General features: G+C 74.1%; 14 protein-coding genes. 4 read left to right on the forward strand and 10 right to left on the reverse strand.

The window, feature by feature from the left end; genetic code table 11:
• Window positions 1-11: 11 nt before the first annotated feature.
• The 3 genes from OHS33_RS08055 to OHS33_RS08065 form a co-directional block, all read right to left on the reverse strand.
• Complete coding sequence (locus tag OHS33_RS08055; RefSeq protein WP_330329687.1) at window positions 12-1976, reverse strand: tetratricopeptide repeat protein; 1965 nt, start codon at window positions 1974-1976, stop codon at window positions 12-14.
• Window positions 1977-2638: 662 nt separating this feature from the next.
• Window positions 2639-3265: an NUDIX hydrolase gene (locus OHS33_RS08060; RefSeq protein WP_330329688.1), complete on the reverse strand. Its 627-nt coding sequence runs from the start codon at window positions 3263-3265 to the stop codon at window positions 2639-2641.
• Between the two features lie 91 nt (window positions 3266-3356).
• Window positions 3357-4991: a CTP synthase gene (locus OHS33_RS08065; RefSeq protein WP_330329689.1), complete on the reverse strand. Its 1635-nt coding sequence runs from the start codon at window positions 4989-4991 to the stop codon at window positions 3357-3359.
• 435 nt (window positions 4992-5426) lie between these two features.
• Between OHS33_RS08065 and OHS33_RS08070 the strand changes: the two genes are divergently transcribed.
• The 3 genes from OHS33_RS08070 (at window position 5427) to OHS33_RS08080 (ending at window position 10364) form a co-directional block, all read left to right on the forward strand.
• The gene (locus OHS33_RS08070; RefSeq protein ID WP_330329690.1) at window positions 5427-7232 is read left to right on the forward strand and encodes a glycoside hydrolase family 15 protein; all 1806 of its coding nucleotides are present in this window, start codon (window positions 5427-5429) and stop codon (window positions 7230-7232) included.
• Window positions 7233-7322: 90 nt separating this feature from the next.
• Window positions 7323-8705: an FAD-binding oxidoreductase gene (locus OHS33_RS08075; RefSeq protein ID WP_330329691.1), complete on the forward strand. Its 1383-nt coding sequence runs from the start codon at window positions 7323-7325 to the stop codon at window positions 8703-8705.
• Window positions 8706-8741: 36 nt separating this feature from the next.
• Complete coding sequence (locus OHS33_RS08080) at window positions 8742-10364, forward strand: PucR family transcriptional regulator (RefSeq protein WP_330329692.1); 1623 nt, start codon at window positions 8742-8744, stop codon at window positions 10362-10364.
• Window positions 10365-10699: 335 nt separating this feature from the next.
• Here OHS33_RS08080 and OHS33_RS08085 read toward each other — a convergent pair whose 3' ends face one another.
• The 6 genes from OHS33_RS08085 to OHS33_RS08110 all read right to left on the reverse strand — a co-directional run bounded on the left by OHS33_RS08085 (window position 10700) and on the right by OHS33_RS08110 (window position 16143).
• Window positions 10700-11002: a putative quinol monooxygenase gene (locus tag OHS33_RS08085; protein ID WP_330329693.1), complete on the reverse strand. Its 303-nt coding sequence runs from the start codon at window positions 11000-11002 to the stop codon at window positions 10700-10702.
• A 36-nt stretch (window positions 11003-11038) separates the two neighbouring features.
• A complete protein-coding gene (locus tag OHS33_RS08090; RefSeq protein WP_330329694.1) occupies window positions 11039-12142 on the reverse strand; it encodes a glycosyltransferase family 4 protein in 1104 nt (367 codons plus the stop codon).
• Window positions 12143-12313: 171 nt separating this feature from the next.
• Window positions 12314-14080, reverse strand: coding sequence for a DNA repair protein RecN (gene recN, locus OHS33_RS08095; RefSeq protein ID WP_330334955.1), 1767 nt, complete (start codon window positions 14078-14080; stop codon window positions 12314-12316).
• A gap of 50 nt (window positions 14081-14130) precedes the next feature.
• Window positions 14131-15054 (reverse strand): NAD kinase, encoded by a 924-nt coding sequence (locus tag OHS33_RS08100; protein ID WP_330329695.1) that lies wholly within the window; start codon window positions 15052-15054, stop codon window positions 14131-14133.
• Window positions 15051-15866, reverse strand: a complete 816-nt coding sequence (locus tag OHS33_RS08105; protein WP_330329696.1) for a TlyA family RNA methyltransferase — start codon at window positions 15864-15866, stop codon at window positions 15051-15053. The genes OHS33_RS08100 and OHS33_RS08105 overlap by 4 nt, the downstream gene beginning before the upstream one ends.
• Before the next feature lie 7 nt (window positions 15867-15873).
• The gene (locus OHS33_RS08110) at window positions 15874-16143 is read right to left on the reverse strand and encodes a hypothetical protein (protein WP_330329697.1); all 270 of its coding nucleotides are present in this window, start codon (window positions 16141-16143) and stop codon (window positions 15874-15876) included.
• A gap of 64 nt (window positions 16144-16207) precedes the next feature.
• Here OHS33_RS08110 and OHS33_RS08115 point away from each other — a divergent pair, with 64 nt between their 5' ends.
• Window positions 16208-16561 (forward strand): SCP2 sterol-binding domain-containing protein, encoded by a 354-nt coding sequence (locus tag OHS33_RS08115; RefSeq protein WP_330334956.1) that lies wholly within the window; start codon window positions 16208-16210, stop codon window positions 16559-16561.
• On the opposite strand, the gene OHS33_RS08120 is transcribed toward OHS33_RS08115, so the two are convergent.
• Window positions 16558-17391 carry an ABC transporter ATP-binding protein gene (locus OHS33_RS08120; protein ID WP_330329698.1) on the reverse strand — a complete coding sequence of 278 codons (834 nt, stop codon included), beginning with the start codon at window positions 17389-17391 and terminating at the stop codon, window positions 16558-16560. The two genes, OHS33_RS08115 and OHS33_RS08120, sit on opposite strands and share 4 nt — an antisense overlap.
• Between the last annotated feature and the right edge of the window lie 10 nt (window positions 17392-17401).

Raw genomic sequence — 17401 nt, forward strand, 5'->3', positions numbered from 1 at the left:
AACGAATAATCTCAGTCGGAACCACTACGGATTTCGCAGGCTGCGGGGTCGTCTCCCAGCAATCTGTCGGCCGCGGCCCGGTGCAGCCTGGCGGCCGCGGGGTCGCCGAGCCGGTCCAGCGTGTCGGCCAGACGCACCTGCAGCGCGGCCTGCAGCCGCAGATCACCGGCCTTGCGCGCCAGCTCGACCGCCTCCCGGCAGGTGTGCAGCGATTCCTCCGGCCGCCCGGCGTACTCGCGCACCCGTGCCATTTCACTCAACGCCTTTGCCTGGCCCGGGACATCGGCCAGCTTGCGGTAGCCCGCCGAGGCCGCCCGCCAGCTGCGCAGCGCGTCCCCGTAGCGGCCCGCGTAGGTGTGCACGTTGCCGAGCCGCCCGTACAGCCTCGCCTCGTCCGCTCGCTCCCCCCTCGCGAGGGCCTGGGACAGCGCTCGACCGAACCAGTCCGCGGCCCGGTGCCAGTCCCCCAGCTCCTGGTAGGCACCGCCTACGGATTCCATCGCGCGGCCGGTCGCGTACGGGTCGTTCGCCGCCCTTCCCGCGTCCAGCGCGGCCCGGTAGCGCTCCAGGGCGTCGTGCGTACGTCCTGTTTCGGCGTCCAGGTCGGCCAGGTTCAGCAGGGCCGCGGCCTGCTCACGGTGCAGTCCCCGGCGCTCGGCGACGTCCAGCACGAGGCGGTGCAGCCCGTACAGCTCGGGCGCGGCCTCCGCCGTGCCGCGGTGGTCGGCCAGCGCCCGGACGAGCGCGGCGACCAGCCGGCGGGCCAGGGTGTCCAGCTCGCCGTCCGCGACCGCCAGCGCGGCGGCGGCGGACAGCGCGGGCAGCCTGCCGTCCAGCCAGCGGGCGGCGGCCCGGCGGTCCGGGAAGCGCAGGGTGCGGGGCAGGCCGTCGAGCAGCTCGCGCACGACCTCCCCGTCCTCCTCGGCCATGGCCCGGCAGGAGTGCAGCAGCCGGACCGTGCGCTCCAGCATCCGGGCCCGGGCCAGCTGGACCTCGGCCGTACGCTCCTTCGCCTCCAGGAGCGCCTGGAGCAGCGGGGCGAGGCAGCCGGGCAGCAGGTACTGGCCGTCGGCCGCCGGGCGCAGCAGCGCCAGCCCGGCGAAGTCCTCCAGCGTGGACTGGGCCGCCGCCACGGAGCAGCCCGCGAGGGCCGAGGCGATGTGCGAGTCGACCACCCCGGCCGGGGCGAGCGGAAGCAGCCGCAGGCTGCGCTGGGCGGGCTGCGGCAGGGATTCGTAGACCAGCCGGAAGGCGCGGGACAGCGGCCCGGCGGCCTGGGCGGGCATGTCGTGGAGCTGCTTGGCCACGTCCGAGACGGCGGCCTTGGGATGGGCGGCGAGATAGCCACCGGCCAGGGCGAGCGCGGCGGGCTGGCCCCCGCAGGCCTCGGCGAGCGCCTCGGCGGCGCGGGGGTCGGCGGTGACGCGGGTGGTGCCCATGCGCTGGGCGAGCAGTTCGACGGCGGAGGGGGTGTCGAGCCCGCCGAGGGTGCAGGGGCGGACGTCCGGGATCCCGGTGAGGGGGCCCTCGGCGGTCACCACGACCAGGCACTCGGGGGTGTCCGGCAGCAGGGCGTCGACCTGGTGCGGGTCGGCGGCGTCGTCGACGAGGAGGATCACCCGCCGGCCCGCCAGCGCCTCGCGCAGCGCGGAACTCAGCTCGTCCTCGGCGGCGCCGGGCGGGGTGGTCCGGCCGAGCGCCTCCAGCAGGCCCCTGACCGCCCGGTCGGTGGCGACGGCCTCTCCGCCGGGGGCGGTGAGCCGGGTCCGGATGACCCCGTCCGGGTACTCCTCGGCCACCTCGCGTACGAACGCCTCGGCCAGCGCGGTGCGGCCGGAGCCGGGGCGCCCGGCGACGAGCAGCACCCGCGCCCGGGGCGCCTTGGCCTTGCGGCCGGAGAGGGTGTCGAGCCCGGTCCTGGCGATGTCCTCGCGCAGCTCCTTGAGCTCGCGCCTCCGCCCGACGAAATCCGTCACGGATCCGCTCCTCTCCCTGCCCTCGGGGATCACGAGCGTAGTTCACGCAGAGCGACGATCCGGGTGGAGCGCGGCGGACAAATCGCCCGATCGGATCAGCGGATGGTCACACGACCTCCCTCCCGGGGGGGGTGCCGAGCCGACCGGGGCCCGCCCCCGTCGGCGCCTCAATCGCCGGCGAGGCTGAACCCACCCCCCGAGCGACCCCCGAAACCAGGACGCCCCCGCGCCCAGCGCTGCCTCCGGCGGCGCCTCAAACGCCGGCGAGGCTGGAATGGGCTGCGCAAGCCACCGAAGCACGGCCGGCCCCACCCCCGGGCCCGGGCCCGGGCTCCGGCGGCGCCTCAAACGCCGGCGAGGCTGGGTATGCCCCCTCGCGCGGCGTCGTCGAACGCAAGGCCATCGCAGCCCGGCCAAAACCCAGCCCGCCGGCGACCGGCACCGACGGCCGAACCGCAGCCAAAACCAGCCCCGCCGGCGTTTGAGGCGCACCCGGCCCTGGGGGCCATCACAGCCCGGCCAAAACCAGCCCCGCCGGCGTTTGAGGCGCCGCCGGAGGCGGCATCAGCCCCGCACGGGGCGCACCCGGCGGCCGGGCGGGGCGGACCCCAGGCGGGCCCCCGGCACCTCGGCACCGGGGGTCCGGGATGGGCCGGGGCCCGTCAGGACTCGTACGGGCGGGCACGCCAGGGGGCGTCGGCCGGCCGGAGGGACGACACCGCGTCACCGGCGAGCGCGGCCGAAAGCGCCAGCACCCCCGTCACCAGCCCGGGGTTGGACAGCTCCCCCGCCAGCACCCCCCGCACCAGCTCCCCCACCGGCACCCGCGCCAGCTCCATGTCCGCCTCCTCGTCCGAGACGGCGTACCGGTCCCCCTCCGCCTCCGCGAGGTCCCGCGCCAGGAAGATCCGGATCGCTTCGTCGGACCCGCCGGGCGAGGCGAAGAAGTCGGCCAGCACCGACCAGGTCTCCGCCTTGACGTGGGCCTCCTCGTACAGCTCCCGCTGCGCCGCGTGCAGCGGGTTCTCCCCGACCACGTCGAGCAGCCCGGCCGGCAGCTCCCAGAGCCGGTGCCGCACGGGGTGCCGGTACTGCCGCAGCACGAGCACCCGGTCCTCCTCGTCCAGCGCCAGCACGCACACGGAGCCGGGGTGCACCTGGTAGTCGCGCCGTACGACGGCGCCGTCCGGCATCCGGACCTGGTCCGACCGGACCGCCGTCTTCGCGCCCTCGAACGGGGTGCGCGCGGCGACGACCTCCCACGACTCCGCCGTGTCAGTGATGCCCATGGCCATACCCTCCCGGGAAACGCGACAGCCGGGGCACGATCCCGTGCCCCGGCTGCCTACGTTATCGACCGTTACGCGGTCGGCATCACGCTCACTTGCCCTGCTGGCGCGCCACGGCGGCCTTGACCAGGCCCGCGAACAGCGGGTGCGGGCGGGTCGGGCGCGAGCGCAGCTCCGGGTGGGCCTGGGTGGCCACCAGGTAGGGGTGCACCTCGCGCGGGTACTCGACGTACTCGACGAGCTTGTTGTCCGGGGAGGTACCGGAGAAGACGAGGCCCGCCTTCTTCTCCAGCTCGCCGCGGTAGGAGTTGTTCACCTCGTAGCGGTGACGGTGGCGCTCCTCGACGTACGGCTGGTCGTCGTAGACCTCGCGCACGATCGAGCCCTCGGCGAGCTTCGCCGGGTACATGCCCAGGCGCATGGTGCCGCCCAGGTCGCCCGCGCCCTCGACGAAGGCCAGCTGCTCCTCCATCGTGGAGATCACCGGGTTCGGGGTCGAGGCGTCGAACTCGGTGGAGTTCGCGTCCTCGATGCCGGCCAGGTTGCGCGCGGCCTCGATGACCACGCACTGCAGGCCCAGGCACAGGCCGAGCAGCGGGACCTTGTTCTCGCGGGCGTAGGTGATCGCGCCGACCTTGCCGTTGACGCCGCGGTCGCCGAAGCCGCCGGGCACGCAGATCGCGTCCACGTCGGCCAGCTGCGCCGCCGCGCCCGCCGGGGTCTTGCAGTCGTCGGAGGTGACCCACTTGATCTCGACGCGGGCCCTGTTGGCGAAACCGCCGGCGCGCAGCGCCTCGGTCACCGACAGGTAGGCGTCGGGCAGGTCGATGTACTTGCCGACGAGCGCGACCTTGACCTCGTGGTCGGGGTTGTGGACCCGGTCCAGCAGGTCCTCCCAGACGCGCCAGTCCACGTCGCGGAACGGCAGGTCGAGCTTGCGCACGACGTAGGCGTCGAGGCCTTCGGTGTGCAGGACCTTCGGGATGTCGTAGATCGACTTGGCGTCGATCGCGGCGACCACCGCGGCCTCGTCGACGTCGCACATCAGCGAGATCTTGCGCTTGATGGAGGTCGGGACCTCGCGGTCGGCGCGCAGCACGATCGCGTCGGGCTGGATGCCGATGTTGCGCAGGGCCGCGACCGAGTGCTGGGTCGGCTTGGTCTTCAGCTCGCCGGAGGGGCCGATGTAGGGCAGCAGCGAGATGTGCACGACGAAGACGTTGTCGCGGCCGACCTCGTGGCGGACCTGGCGGACGGTCTCCAGGAACGGCAGCGACTCGATGTCGCCGACGGTGCCGCCGACCTCGGTGATGACGACGTCGACGTCGTCGGTCGCCATCCGCCGGATGCGGTGCTTGATCTCGTTGGTGATGTGCGGGATGACCTGCACGGTGTCGCCGAGGTACTCGCCGCGCCGCTCCTTGGCGATCACCTGCGAGTAGACCTGGCCGGTGGTGACGTTGGCCGAGCCGTCGAGGTCGACGTCGAGGAAGCGCTCGTAGTGACCGATGTCCAGGTCGGTCTCGGCGCCGTCGTTGGTGACGAACACCTCACCGTGCTGGAACGGGTTCATCGTGCCGGGGTCGACGTTGAGGTAGGGGTCGAGCTTCTGCATCGTGACCCGCAGGCCGCGCGCCTTCAGCAGCGCACCCAGGCTGGAGGCCGTGAGGCCCTTGCCGAGGGACGAAGCGACACCCCCGGTGACGAAGATGTGCTTGGTCGTCATGGCTGTGCTGTTTCGAAAAGCAGCGGGCGGCGTCGCCAAGAGGGGGCTCCCGTGGTCGCGAGGTGAGTGAGTCCGACACCTTCCCCGGGTCCGTGACGGAGTATCCGGGGGCGTCGAAGCTGCGGTTTCGGGGTTCCTGATTCGCACAGGCAGACCACCGGTCCACGGGGTACCAGCCTATCAGCGACCCGGACAGTCCGCCTCCGGCCACGCGCGCGCCGCGCCCCGGGCGCCTTCGCCACACGGCCCCCGTCCGCCACCCCCGTGCCCGTTGGCAACGCCAACACCCGTCACCCGTTTGGCGTAGACATATTCTTCCAAGACTTAAGGAGATCACTAGGGTGCCGTCATATCCTGCTCGGATATCACTCAGCGGGAATCGCACAACGCAAGCGCCCTTCGGGGCGGACGTGGCCGTTCGACTGGAGATCCAACGTGTCCGGGCGCATCGAGGATTACGCACTGATCGGGGACATGCAGACCGCCGCACTGGTCTGCCGGGACGGCTCGGTGGACTGGTTGTGTCTGCCACGTTTCGATTCCCATGCCGTCTTCGCGGCTCTCCTCGGGACCGAGGACCACGGTTTCTGGCGCATCGGCCCGGCCTTCGCCCCGGGCGCCGCGGCGCCGCGGGCCGACCGCCGCCGGTACAACGGCGACTCCCTGGTCCTGGAGTCGGAGTGGGACACCCCGCGCGGCACGGTGCGCGTGACCGACTTCATGCCACCGCGTGAGGACCACGCCCCGCAGCTGATCCGGATCGTCGAGGGCGTCAGCGGCCGGGTGCCGATGCGCTCCGCGCTGCGGATGCGGTTCAGCTACGGCCGGGTGGTGCCCTGGGTGCACAAGGTGGACGCCCGTACGGTCGCCGTCGCCGGCCCGGACTCGGTCTGGCTGGACACCGACGCGGAGACGTACGGCAAGGACCTGACGACGTACGCCGACTTCACGGTGGCGCCCGGCGAACGGATCGCCTTCTGCATCAGCTGGCAGCCCTCGCACAAGGAGCCCCCGGAGGCGCCCGACGCCGAGGCCGCGCTGGAGGCCACCACCGGGTTCTGGCGCGAATGGGTCGAGCAGTGCACGTACCACGGCCCCTACCGGGAGGCCGTGATCCGCTCCCTGATCACCCTCAAGGCCCTGACGTACGGCCCCACCGGCGGCATCGTGGCCGCGCCGACCACCTCCCTGCCGGAGGAGATCGGCGGCGTCCGGAACTGGGACTACCGCTACACCTGGCTGCGCGACGCCGCGATCACCCTGTCCTCGCTGCTGCGCACCGGCTACCGCGCGGAGGCCGCCGCCTGGCGCGAGTGGCTGCTGCGGGCGGTGGCGGGCGACCCGGAGAACCTGCAGATCATGTACGGGATCGCGGGCGAGCGGGAACTGGGCGAGACCGAGCTGGACTGGCTGCCCGGCTACGAGAACTCCACGCCCGTGCGCGTCGGCAACGGTGCGGCCCACCAGCTCCAGCTCGATGTGTACGGCGAGGTCACCGAGGCTCTGCACCTGGGCCACATGACCGGTCTGGCCCGCAATGACTATGCGTCGCTGCTCCAGCTCAAACTGATCCGCTACCTGGAAACCCACTGGAACGAGCCGGACGAGGGCATCTGGGAGGTGCGCGGCCCGCGCCGCCACTTCGTGCACTCGAAGGTGATGGCGTGGGTGGCCGTGGACCGCACGATCAAGCTGATCGAGAGCGGTGACGCGGACGGCCCGCTGGAGCGCTGGCGCGAGCTGCGCGACGAGATCCACCAGGACGTGTGCGAGAAGGGCTACGACAAGGAGCGCAACACCTTCACCCAGTCGTACGGGTCGAAGGAACTGGACGCCTCCCTGCTGCTGATCCCGCAGATGGGCTTCCTGCCGCCGGACGACAAGCGGGTCATCGGGACCATCGAGGCGATCCAGCGCGAACTGTCCACTCCGGACGGCTTCATCCTGCGCTACCCCACGGCCGGTGAGGAAGCGGGCGTGGACGGCCTGGAGGGCGACGAGGGCGCGTTCCTGGCGTGTTCGTTCTGGATGGCCGACGACCTGGCGATGATCGGCCGGGTCGACGAGGCCCGCCGCCTCTTCGAGCGGCTCCTGTCGCTGCGCAACGACCTGGGTCTGCTGGCCGAGGAGTGGGACCCGCGCCTCCAGCGCCAGGTGGGCAACTTCCCGCAGGCGTTCAGCCACGTCCCCCTGATCGACACCGCCCTGCGGCTGACGGCGAGCGGAGCGTACGGGGGCTAGGCCTCCAGCGGTCCTCCGCCCGGCGCGCAGGGCGGAGGCCGTCCCCCTACGCTGGAAGGGACCTGTGTCCCTCCGCGGAAGGGGGCAGCCATGGCTTCCCTCTCGAAGGCGGGCGCGGCTCTCGCCGCGCTCCGCGAGGATCTGTCCGGCGAGGTCTTCGCCCCGGAGGATCCGGGCTACGACGACGCCCGCACGGTGCACAACGCCATGGTCGACCGGCGCCCCGCCGCCATCGCCCAGTGCGAGAGCGAGGCCGATGTCATCACCGCCGTCCGCTTCGCCCGTGACCTGGACCTGCCCGTCGCGGTCCGCGGCGGCGGCCACAGCGTCGCGGGCAACGCGCTGGGCGACGGCGCCCTCGTCGTCGACCTGCGCCGGATGAACGAGGTGACGGTCCATCCCGCCGCCCAGGCGGTCCGGGTCGGCGGCGGCGCCCTCATGGGCGACCTCGACCGGGCCTGCGCCCCGCACTCCCTGGCCACCACCGGTGGCCGCGTCTCCACCACCGGCGTCGGCGGGTTCACACTCGGCGGCGGCTCCGGCTGGCTGGAACGCGCCTTCGGCCTGGCCGTGGACAACCTCCTCGGCGTGGACCTGGTGACCGCCGACGGCGAGGCCCTGACCGCGACCGCCGAGGACAACGCCGAGCTGTTCTGGGCCCTGCACGGCGGCGGCGGGAACTTCGGCGTCGCGACCGCCCTAACCCTGCGCGCCCACCCGCTGCCCGCCTTCGCGGTCGCCATGCTGTTCTATCCGCCCGAGTCCGGGCCCGAGGTGAGCCGCGTCTACCGGGACATGATCGAGGCGGCTCCGCCCGAGGCCGGCGGCGGGCTGGTCTTCATGACCGGGCCGCCCGCCCCGTTCATCCCGCCCGAGCTGGTCGGCACCCTGCTGTGCGGGGCGCTGGTGACGTACGCGGGCACCGAGGAGGAGATGCGGAAGGTGGCCGCACCGCTGCTGGCGCTCGCGCCGGTGGCGGAACTGGTCACGGCCCTGCCGTACGCCGATTTCCAGTGCATGCTCGACGACCCGCCGGGGCTGCGCAACTACTGGTCGGCGGAGTACCTGACCGGCGCCCCGGACGGGCTGCTCGACGCGTTCTGCGCCCGCGCCGCCTCGATGCCGGTCCCCACCGCCACCCAGCACCTGCTGCTCCCGCTGGGCGGCGCGATCGCCGACGGCCCGGCCGACTACCCGGTGCCCTACCGGAACGCGCCCTGGGCGATCCACCCCTTCGCCGCCTGGGAGGACCCGGCGGACGACGAGCGCTGCCGGCAGTGGGTCAAGGACGTACGGGCGGACTCCGAGCCGTGGAGCACGGGCGCCGTGTACCTCAACTTCACCGGCGACGAGGGCCCCGAACGGGTCGCCGCCGGGCTCGGCGCCGAGAACCTGCAGCGGCTGGCCGCGGTGAAGGCGCGGTACGACCCCGACAACGTCTTCCGCTTCAACCACAACATCAAACCGGCCTGATCACGACCCTACGGACCCCTGATAGCGTCCCGCGATATGGACAACCAGGGCGGGATCACCGTTCAGCGGGCACTGGAGCTGCCGGGACTGCGCAGCGGGCTGCCGGAGGTCATGGCGGGCGCCGACCGGCTCGGCCGCACCGTGCGCTGGGTGCACGCGGGCGAGGTCCCCAACATCGCCTCCCTGCTCAAGGGCGGTGAGCTGCTGCTGACCACGGGGCTCGGGCTGGGCACCCGGCCGAGCGAGCAGCGCGCCTTCGTACGCCGCCTCGCCGACCGGGGGATCGCCGCGCTCGTCGTCGAGCTGGGCCCGCGCTTCACCAAGCTGCCCGCCACGATCGTGGAGACGGCCCGCGCGGCCGGGCTGCCGCTGGTCCAGCTGCACCGCGAGGTGCCCTTCGTCACGGTGACGGAGGAGGTCCACACCGAGATCGTCAACGGCCACTACGCCCTGCTCCAGCGCGCCGAGGAGGTCCACCGGCGCTGTACGCAGGCCCTGCTCGGCGGCGGCGGGATCCCGCAGGTGCTGCGCATCCTCGCCGACTTCACCGCCAACCCGGTGTTCCTGGAGACCCCCGACGGACAGCTGCTGTACGCGGCCGCCAGCACGGCGGGCGAGGCCGCGGCCGACCCGCTCCAGGTCTGGGAGGGCCTGCGCGGCCAGCGGGGCGAGGCCGAGCCGTCCGCGAACGCCGTCGTCGTCGACGTACCCGGCGGCGGGCACGGCACCGGATCGGTCCGGGCGCGCCTGGTCCTGCTCGGGGTCACCGCGCCGTTGCTGCCCGTGCACCGGATGGCGGCCGAACGGACCGCGGGGGTGCTCGCGGTGGTCCTGATGCAGGCCCGCCAGGAGGACGAGCTGGCGGCGCGCGGGCGCGGGGACTTCCTGACCGACCTGGCGGAGGGCCGGATCAGCGCCGAGGACGCCCCGGCGCAGGCCCGCGTCCTCGGCTTCAAGCCGGGCGCCGGGCCGCTGCTGCCGATCGTCATGCGGCTGGCCTCCGACCTCGGCCCGTCGGGGAACTGGGCGGTGCTCGCCCGCGCCGTGCTGGAGGAACTCGCCGCGGTCGGCGTGCCCGTACTGCTGGGCGTGCGGCCGGTGGAGGGGCGGGTGCCGCTGCTGGTCTCGCTGCGGGCCGAGTCGGAGCGTACAGCGGTCGCCGACCGGGTCGCGGCGGCGCTGCGGGCCGGGGTGGAACGGGCCGGTCTGGACCGGGCGGGCGCCCCGCCCGCCGTGGTCGTGGGCGTCGCGGGCGGCTGGGCGGCGGCCTCCGCGGGGCTGCGGCACGCGGCCGAGACCGCGACGGCCGCGCAGGGCCTGCCCGCCAGGCCCTGGTACGACGCGCGGCGCCTGGACATCGACCTGCTGCTGTGGCGGCTGCGGGAACAGCCGGACCTGGCCGCGTTCGTGGAGCGGGCGATCGGGGCGCTGCGCACCCACGACCTGACCTCCAAGCCGCCGCTGCTGCCCACCCTGGAGACGTACCTCGCGCACGCGGGCCGCAAGGCGGAGACGGCGCGGGAGCTGCACCTGAACCGGCAGACCCTGTACAACCGGCTGGCCCGCATCTCGGAACTGCTGGGCACGGACCTGGACGACCCGGAAACGGTCCTGTCCCTGAGCCTGGCCCTGCGCGCCCGCAGGCACGTTTCCTCTTAACGCGCGGCTCGCGCCGCTGCGCCGGACTCCGTCCGGCGGGGCCGGGCCCGCCCGCGCCACCACCAGCCCGCCCGGTACCGACGGCCCGCCACCACCAGCCTGCCCGGCGATTGAGGGCCCGCCGGAGGCGAAGAGCGGCCGCGGGCCGAAATGCGGCCTCCCGCCCGGACTCCCCTCCGGGGGCGCCTCAAACGCCGGCGAGGCTGGAGGTGGCCAGCTCGGGCGCAAGGCCAGCCCACCCGGCGATTGAGGGCCCGCCGGAGGCACGTGCACCGCACCGGACACCGCACCCCGGCACCGGCTCCGGCAGCGCTCGTTCCGGACCGGACCGGCCGTCAGGCCACCGGCTCGGCGACCAGTTCGATGACCTCGGCCGGGCCCGCCCGGAAGGCCGGGCTCGCCGCGTCCGCCTCGATCATGTGCGGGGTGGCGTCGTGCGCTGCGAGGGCCGCCTTCGACGACCAGCGCTCGATCAGGACGAACCGGTCGGGGTCACCGCTGACCCGGTGGAGGTCGTACTGGAGGCACCCCGTTTCGGCCCGCACGAGCGGCGCGAGGCGCTCGAAGGCGGCGGTCTGTTCGGCGCCGCGGCCCGGCAGGGTGGTGATGTGGATGACGAGTTGCACCGGCTGTGACATGCGGCGCAGCCTAACCGGTGGGCCGGGACGCCCCGTTCAGCGCCCCCAGCGTTCCATCAGCTCGTCGTACACGGACAGCACCTGCGCCACCGTGTCGTCCTCGGAAGGCCACGTCGCGGCCTGGACCCGCCCGGCATCGGCGAGCGCGGCCCGCCGGGCCGGGGACGACAGCAGGGCGCTCACCCCGGCGGCCAGCGCCTCCGCGTCCCCGTAGGGGACCAGGACCGCCGCCTCGCCCACGAGTTCCGGTACGCCGCCGACCTCCGTGGCCACCAGCGCCACCCCGGCCCGCAGGGCCTCCTGGGCCAGCAGGGAGCGGGCCTCCCAGCGGCTCGGCAGGACCGCCACGTCGGCCGCGGCCAGCAGTTCGGCCGCGTCGGAGCGCCGCCCGAGCAGCCGTACGGGCAGGTCCTCGTCCAGGATCCGCCGCGTCAGCTCGGCCCGCAGCGGCCCTTCCCCCGCGATCACCAGCAGCGGTACGGGGTCCAGCGCCCGCCAGGCCCGTGCCGCGTCCAGCAGCACCCCGTACCCGCGGTGCGCGACCAGGCTGCCGACGGCGATCAGTAACGGCCGTTCCACCACGCCCAGTTCCGCCCGCACCTTGTCCAGGTCGCCGCGCGCCCGCGCCCCCGGCACCGTCACCGGGGCGAGCCGCGCGTCCCGGGCCCCGCGCAGCCGGGCCAGGTCCACCTGGTCCGAGGAGGTGCCGAGGACCACCGCGGCCGCGCGCGCGACCCGGCGTTCCATCAGCCGGGCGAGCCGCCCGAGGGCGCCCCTGGCCCCGGGGCCGCCGCCGTGCCAGGTCACCACCAGGGGCACCCGGTGCCCGCGCAGGGCGAGCGCGGCGCGCATCCCGGCGCGTACGCCGTGCGCGTGGACCACGTCGGCCCCGGCGCAGGCGGCCCGGAGCGCGCTCACCGCGTCGGGGGCGAACTGCGCCCCGGCGCCGGTGAAGTCGTACTCCCCCTCCGCTTCGGCGGGCGCGCACACCGTCACCCGCAGCCCGCGCGCGGCGAGCCCGGTGGCGAGCGAGCGCACGTGCGCGCTGCTGCCCGCGCCGGCGCCGCCGAGGACTTGGACGGTGCGCAGGGGTGGTCGCCCGTACGGCTGGGCCGGGACAGGTACCGCGGAGCTGCTCACGGGCCGGGCTCCTGGAGGAGGGACGTCAGAGACGTCGCCCAGGATGCCAGCCCGCACGCGCGTTCCGGGACCATACGGGTGCGGATCCCGTACGAGAGCCCGTCACATTCCCCCGACCATCACCCACATGGGTGCGGGTCAGGGGTCCGGCGGGCACCCGGAAAGGAGGGATCAGGCGTCCGCGCGCGCCGTGGCCAGCAGTTCCTCGGCGTGTGCCCGGGCCGTCTCCGAGTCCTCCTGGCCGGCCAGCATCCGCGACAGCTCGCGGATCCGGTCCTCGCCCTCCAGGACGGTGACACCGCTGCGGGTGACGGACCCGTCGTTCGTCTTCTCCACCAGCAGCTGCCGGTCCGCGAAGGCCGCCACCTGCGGGAGGTGCGTGACGACGACGACCTGCGCGGTCTTCGCCAGCTTCGCGAGGCGGCGGCCGACCTCGACGGCCGCCTTGCCGCCGACGCCCGCGTCGACCTCGTCGAAGAGGTACGTCGGCACCGGGTCCGAGCCGGCGAAGACCACCTCGACCGCGAGCATCACCCGGGAGAGTTCACCGCCGGAGGCGCCCTTGGCGATCGGCCGCGGCTGCGCGCCCGGGTGCGGGGCCAGCAGCAGCTCCACCTCGTCGGCGCCCGAAGGCCCGTGGGTCACCACGCGGCCGCCGACCTCGACGCCTTCGCCCGAGGGGTCCTCGGTCTGCCGGATGTCGATGCTCACGCGGGCGTGCGGCATCGCCAGGGAGGCCAGCTCGGCGGTGACGGCGGAGGCGAAGAGCGCGGCCGCCTCGGTCCGCGCGTCCGTCAACGCCTGGGCCAGGCCCGACAGTTCGGACCGCAGCGCGTCCCGCTCGGCGGTCAGCTCCTCGATCCGGTCGTCGTCCCCGTCGAGTTCCAGCAGCCGCTCCGCGCCCCGCTCGGCCCACTCCAGCACGGAGTCCACGGTGGCTCCGGAGGTGCCCCCGTACCCGTACTTGCGGGTGAGCTGGGTGAGCGCGGCGCGCCGTTCCTCCACGGCGGCCAGCCGCAGCGGATCGGCGTCGAGGCCGTCGGCGTACCCGGCCAGCTCCCCCGCCACGTCGGCGAGCAGGATCCCCAGCTCCCCGATCCGTTCGGCGAGCACGCCGAGCGCCGGGTCGTGGGCGCGTACGGACTCCAGCGCCCGGTGGGCGCCCGCGACCATGGTGTTCGCGTCGACGCCCTCCGGGTCCTCCGGATTGCCCGCGAGCGCGGCGTGCGCGGCGGCCGCCGCCGAGGCCAGGGACTCGGCATGGCCGAGCCGCTCGGCCTCCGCCGCCAGTTCGGTGTCCTCGCCGGGCAGGGGCTCCACGGCCGCGATCTCGTCGAGGCCGAAGCGCAGCAGGTCCGCCTCCTGGGCCCGCTCCCGGGCCCGGGTGGTGATGGTCTCCAGTTCGCCGGCCACGGCCCGCAGCCGCCGGTGGGCGGCCGCGTACTTCTCCAGCGGGACGGCGACGGAGTCCCCGGCGTACCGGTCGAGGGCCTGGCGCTGGCGCGCGGGCCGCATCAGGCCCTGCTGGTCGGTCTGCCCGTGGACGGCGACCAGATCGTCCGCCAGTTCGGCGAGCAGCCCCACGGGCACCGAGCGGCCGCCCACGTGGGCGCGGGAACGTCCCTCCGCGGACACCGTGCGGCTGATCAGCAGGGCGCCGTCGTCCAGCTCGGCCCCGGCCTCCTCGGCCCGCAGCGCGGCGGGGGCGCCCGGGCGCAGCACGATCCGGCCCTCGACGACCGCGGCCTTGGCCCCGATCCGTACGAGCGCCGGGTCGGCCCGGCCACCGAGCAGCAGCCCGAGGCTCGTGACGACCATCGTCTTGCCCGCGCCGGTCTCGCCCGTCACCGCGGTGAAACCGGGCGACAGCTCGACCACCGCGTCGTCGATGACCCCGAGCGACCGTATCCGCATCTCCTCAAGCACGCCCCAGACGATACCGCTCAAGCCGGCGGTCCCCGCCCGCCATGCCCGGCGCCGTCAAGCACTCAGTGCGGCGCCCCGCGCCAGCCCGAGACCGGGAGGGCGAACTTCGCGACGAGGCGGTCCGTGAAGGACGCGTGGTGCAGCCGGGCGAGCCGCACCGGGACGGCGCCCCGGCGGACCTCCACCCGGGCCCCGGCGGGCAGCTCCAGCGTGCGGCGGCCGTCGCACCACAGGACACCGTGCGGGGTGCCGGGCTGGACCTCCACCGCGAGCACCGAGTCCGGCGAGGTGACCAGCGGCTTCGCGAACAGCGCGTGCGCGCTGATCGGCACCATCAGCAGGGCCTCGACCTCCGGCCAGACCACCGGTCCGCCCGCGGAGAAGGCGTAGGCCGTGGAACCGGTCGGGGTGGCGCAGACGATCCCGTCGCAGCCGAAGCCGGTCACCGGCCGCCCGTCGATCTCCAGGACCACTTCGAGCATCCGCTCGGGGGACACCTTCTGGACGGCCGCCTCGTTGAGCGCCCAGTCCCGGTGCACGACGTCGCCGTTGGTGTGGACGCTCACGTCGAGGGTCATCCGCTCCTCGACCTCGTACGCCTTGGTGACCACCCGGTCGACGACCTTGTCCAGGTCGTCGCGCTCGGCCTCGGCGAGGAAGCCCACCCGGCCCAGGTTGACGCCCAGCATCGGCACCCCGGAGCCGCGCGCGAACTCCGCGCCGCGCAGCAGCGTCCCGTCCCCGCCCAGCACGATCAGCAGTTCACAGCCGTCGAGCACGCCGGGGGTGGACTCGGTGACGAGTTCCACCTCGGGCGGCAGCGGCAGGTCCGCCGCCTCGTGCCGCAGCACCCGTACGCCCAGCCCGCAGCGCAGCAGCCCCTGGACGACCAGCTCGGCGCTGCGGATCGCCGCGGGCCTGCCGGTGTGCGCGAGCAGGAAGACCTTGCGTACTGCCGAACCCGAACCTGAAGCTGAATCTGTCACTGCGGCCCCTCCGCCACTGCACGGTCAACATCCGCCGGGTCGAGTGCCGGTGCCCCCGCCCGCAGCCACAGAAAATACTCGACGTTGCCGGAGGGGCCCGGAAGCGGACTCGCGGTCACGCCCAGCACGCCCAGTCCCAGCTTCCCCGCCTGCCGGGCGACCTCGCGCACGGCCTCCGCGCGCAGTTCGGCGCTGCGCACGACCCCGCCGCTGCCCAGGCGGTCCTTGCCGACCTCGAACTGCGGCTTGACCATGAGCACGAGGTCGGCGTCCGGCGCCGTGCACCGCACCAGCGCGGGCAGCACCAGGCCGATGGAGATGAAGGAGAGGTCGCTCACGACCAGGTCGGCGGGGATCCCGTCGATCTGCTCCAGGGTCAGCTCCCGGACGTTGGTCCGGTCCTTCACCGTGACCCGGTCGTCGCTCTGCAGCGACCAGGCGAGCTGCCCGTAGCCGACGTCGACGGCGACGACGTGCGCGACGCCGGAGCGCAGCAGTACGTCGGTGAACCCGCCGGTGGAGGCCCCCGCGTCCAGCGCCCGGCGACCCTCGACGACCAGCCCGAGCGGCCGGAAGGCGTCCAGCGCGCCGGACAGCTTGTGGCCGCCGCGCGAGACGTAGTCGGGGTCGCTGTCGTCCTCGCGGACCACGAGCGCCGCGGCGGTCTCGACCTGGGTGGCGGCCTTCGTCGCGGTCGCGCCGCCCACGGTGACCCGGCCCGCGGCGATCAGCTGCGCGGCGTGCTCGCGCGAGCGGGCCATCTTGCGGCGCACCAGTTCGGCGTCCAGTCGGCGGCGTGCCACTCCAGCCACGTTCGGTTCAGCTCCTGAGGTCGTACGGCGTTGCGGATGCGGGGGACGGTGCGTCGAGCGCGGTCAGCTCGTCGCGCAGTGCCCGGTGTACATCCTCGTACACCTCGACGTGCCCGTCCGCCGGGAGGTGGTCGGCGTCCGCCAGCCGTTCGAGCCCCGCGTCCACCGGGGCGTGGCCGGTGGGGGTGCGTACGACGCCCAGCGGCGCGGGACCGCCGGGCTCGGGCGGGGCCTCGGGCGGGGCCTGGGGCACGGCCTCGGGCACTTCGTCGGTCATGCCCCGACGCTACCCCGAAGCGGGCCACCGCCACGCATGGCTCTGCGGTACGGTCGGGATCACCATGGCGACGATCGAAGAGTGCCGCGGAGCACTCGACAAACTCTCCGACAACCTGGCCGGATCCAATGGGGACGTGCGCGGCGCGGCCGCGCTCGACCGCTCCCTGAGCTGTCACATCACCGATCTGGACCAGACGTTCACGGGCCGCCTCGACGGCGGCCGGATCCTGGTGGACGCGGCCTCCCCGCACCCCGGTCCGCCCCGCGCCAAGGCGGAGATCCGCCTGTCGATGAGCGGCGACGACCTGCTGGCGATGGTCGCGGGCGAGCTGAGGTTCGCGAAGGCCTGGGCCTCCGGCCGGGTCGGGCTGGAGGCCGGCTTCCGCGACCTGCTGCGGCTGCGCACCATGCTCTAGACCCGGGCCGCCGCCTTCGGAACCGGGGCCGCGGGGGACTTCGTACGGGCCGTGCGCGCGGCCGGGATCACCAGCGGCGTCCCCGTCTCCGGGTCGTCGATGACCTGGCAGCGCAGCCCGAACACCCGCTCCACCAGCTCGGCGGTGACGACCTCGGCGGGCGGCCCCTCGGCGACGACCGCGCCGTCGCGCATCGCGATCAGGTGCGTGGCGTAGCGGGCGGCGTGGTTGAGGTCGTGCAGCACCGCGACCAGCGTCCGCCCCTGCTCCTCGTGGAGGTCCGCGCACAGGTCGAGCACGTCGATCTGGTGCTGGATGTCCAGGTACGTCGTCGGCTCGTCCAGCAGCAGCAGCGGGGTCTGCTGGGCCAGGGCCATCGCGATCCAGACGCGCTGGCGCTGCCCGCCCGACAGTTCGTCCACGGCCCGGTCGGCGAGTTCGGCGACCCCGGTCGAGGCCATCGACTCCGCGACGATCCGCTCGTCCTCGGGCGACCACTGGCGCAGCAGGCCCTGGTGCGGGTAGCGGCCGCGCGAGACGAGGTCGGCGACGGTGATGCCGTCGGGGGCGATCGAGGACTGCGGGAGCAGACCCAGCGTCTTCGCCACCTTCTTCGCGGGCAGCGAGCCGATCGCGTGCCCGTCCAGCAGCACCTGCCCGGCCGTCGGCTTCAGCATCCGGGACAGGGCGCGCAGCAGCGTGGACTTGCCGCAGGCGTTGGGTCCGACGATCACCGTGAAGGAGTGGTCGGGGATCTCCACGGACAGGTTCTCGGCGATGACCCGCTGGTCGTAGCCGAGGGTCACGTTCCGCGCGGTCAGCCGCTGCATGGGAGTACTC

This window comes from Streptomyces sp. NBC_00536 (assembly GCF_036346295.1).
Taxonomy (GTDB): Bacteria; Actinomycetota; Actinomycetes; order Streptomycetales; family Streptomycetaceae; genus Streptomyces.

Bases quoted from the DNA above. Each gene is read 5' to 3' on its own strand.
- OHS33_RS08060 (WP_330329688.1), bottom strand. From the start codon at position 3,265: ATGGGCATCACTGACACGGCGGAGTCGTGGGAGGTCGTCGCCGCGCGC.
- OHS33_RS08065 (WP_330329689.1), bottom strand. From the start codon at position 4,991: ATGACGACCAAGCACATCTTCGTCACCGGGGGTGTCGCTTCGTCCCTC.
- OHS33_RS08075 (WP_330329691.1), top strand. From the start codon at position 7,323: ATGGCTTCCCTCTCGAAGGCGGGCGCGGCTCTCGCCGCGCTCCGCGAG.
- OHS33_RS08080 (WP_330329692.1), top strand. From the start codon at position 8,742: ATGGACAACCAGGGCGGGATCACCGTTCAGCGGGCACTGGAGCTGCCG.
- OHS33_RS08085 (WP_330329693.1), bottom strand. From the start codon at position 11,002: ATGTCACAGCCGGTGCAACTCGTCATCCACATCACCACCCTGCCGGGC.
- OHS33_RS08110 (WP_330329697.1), bottom strand. From the start codon at position 16,143: ATGACCGACGAAGTGCCCGAGGCCGTGCCCCAGGCCCCGCCCGAGGCC.
- OHS33_RS08115 (WP_330334956.1), top strand. From the start codon at position 16,208: ATGGCGACGATCGAAGAGTGCCGCGGAGCACTCGACAAACTCTCCGAC.
- OHS33_RS08120 (WP_330329698.1), bottom strand. From the start codon at position 17,391: ATGCAGCGGCTGACCGCGCGGAACGTGACCCTCGGCTACGACCAGCGG.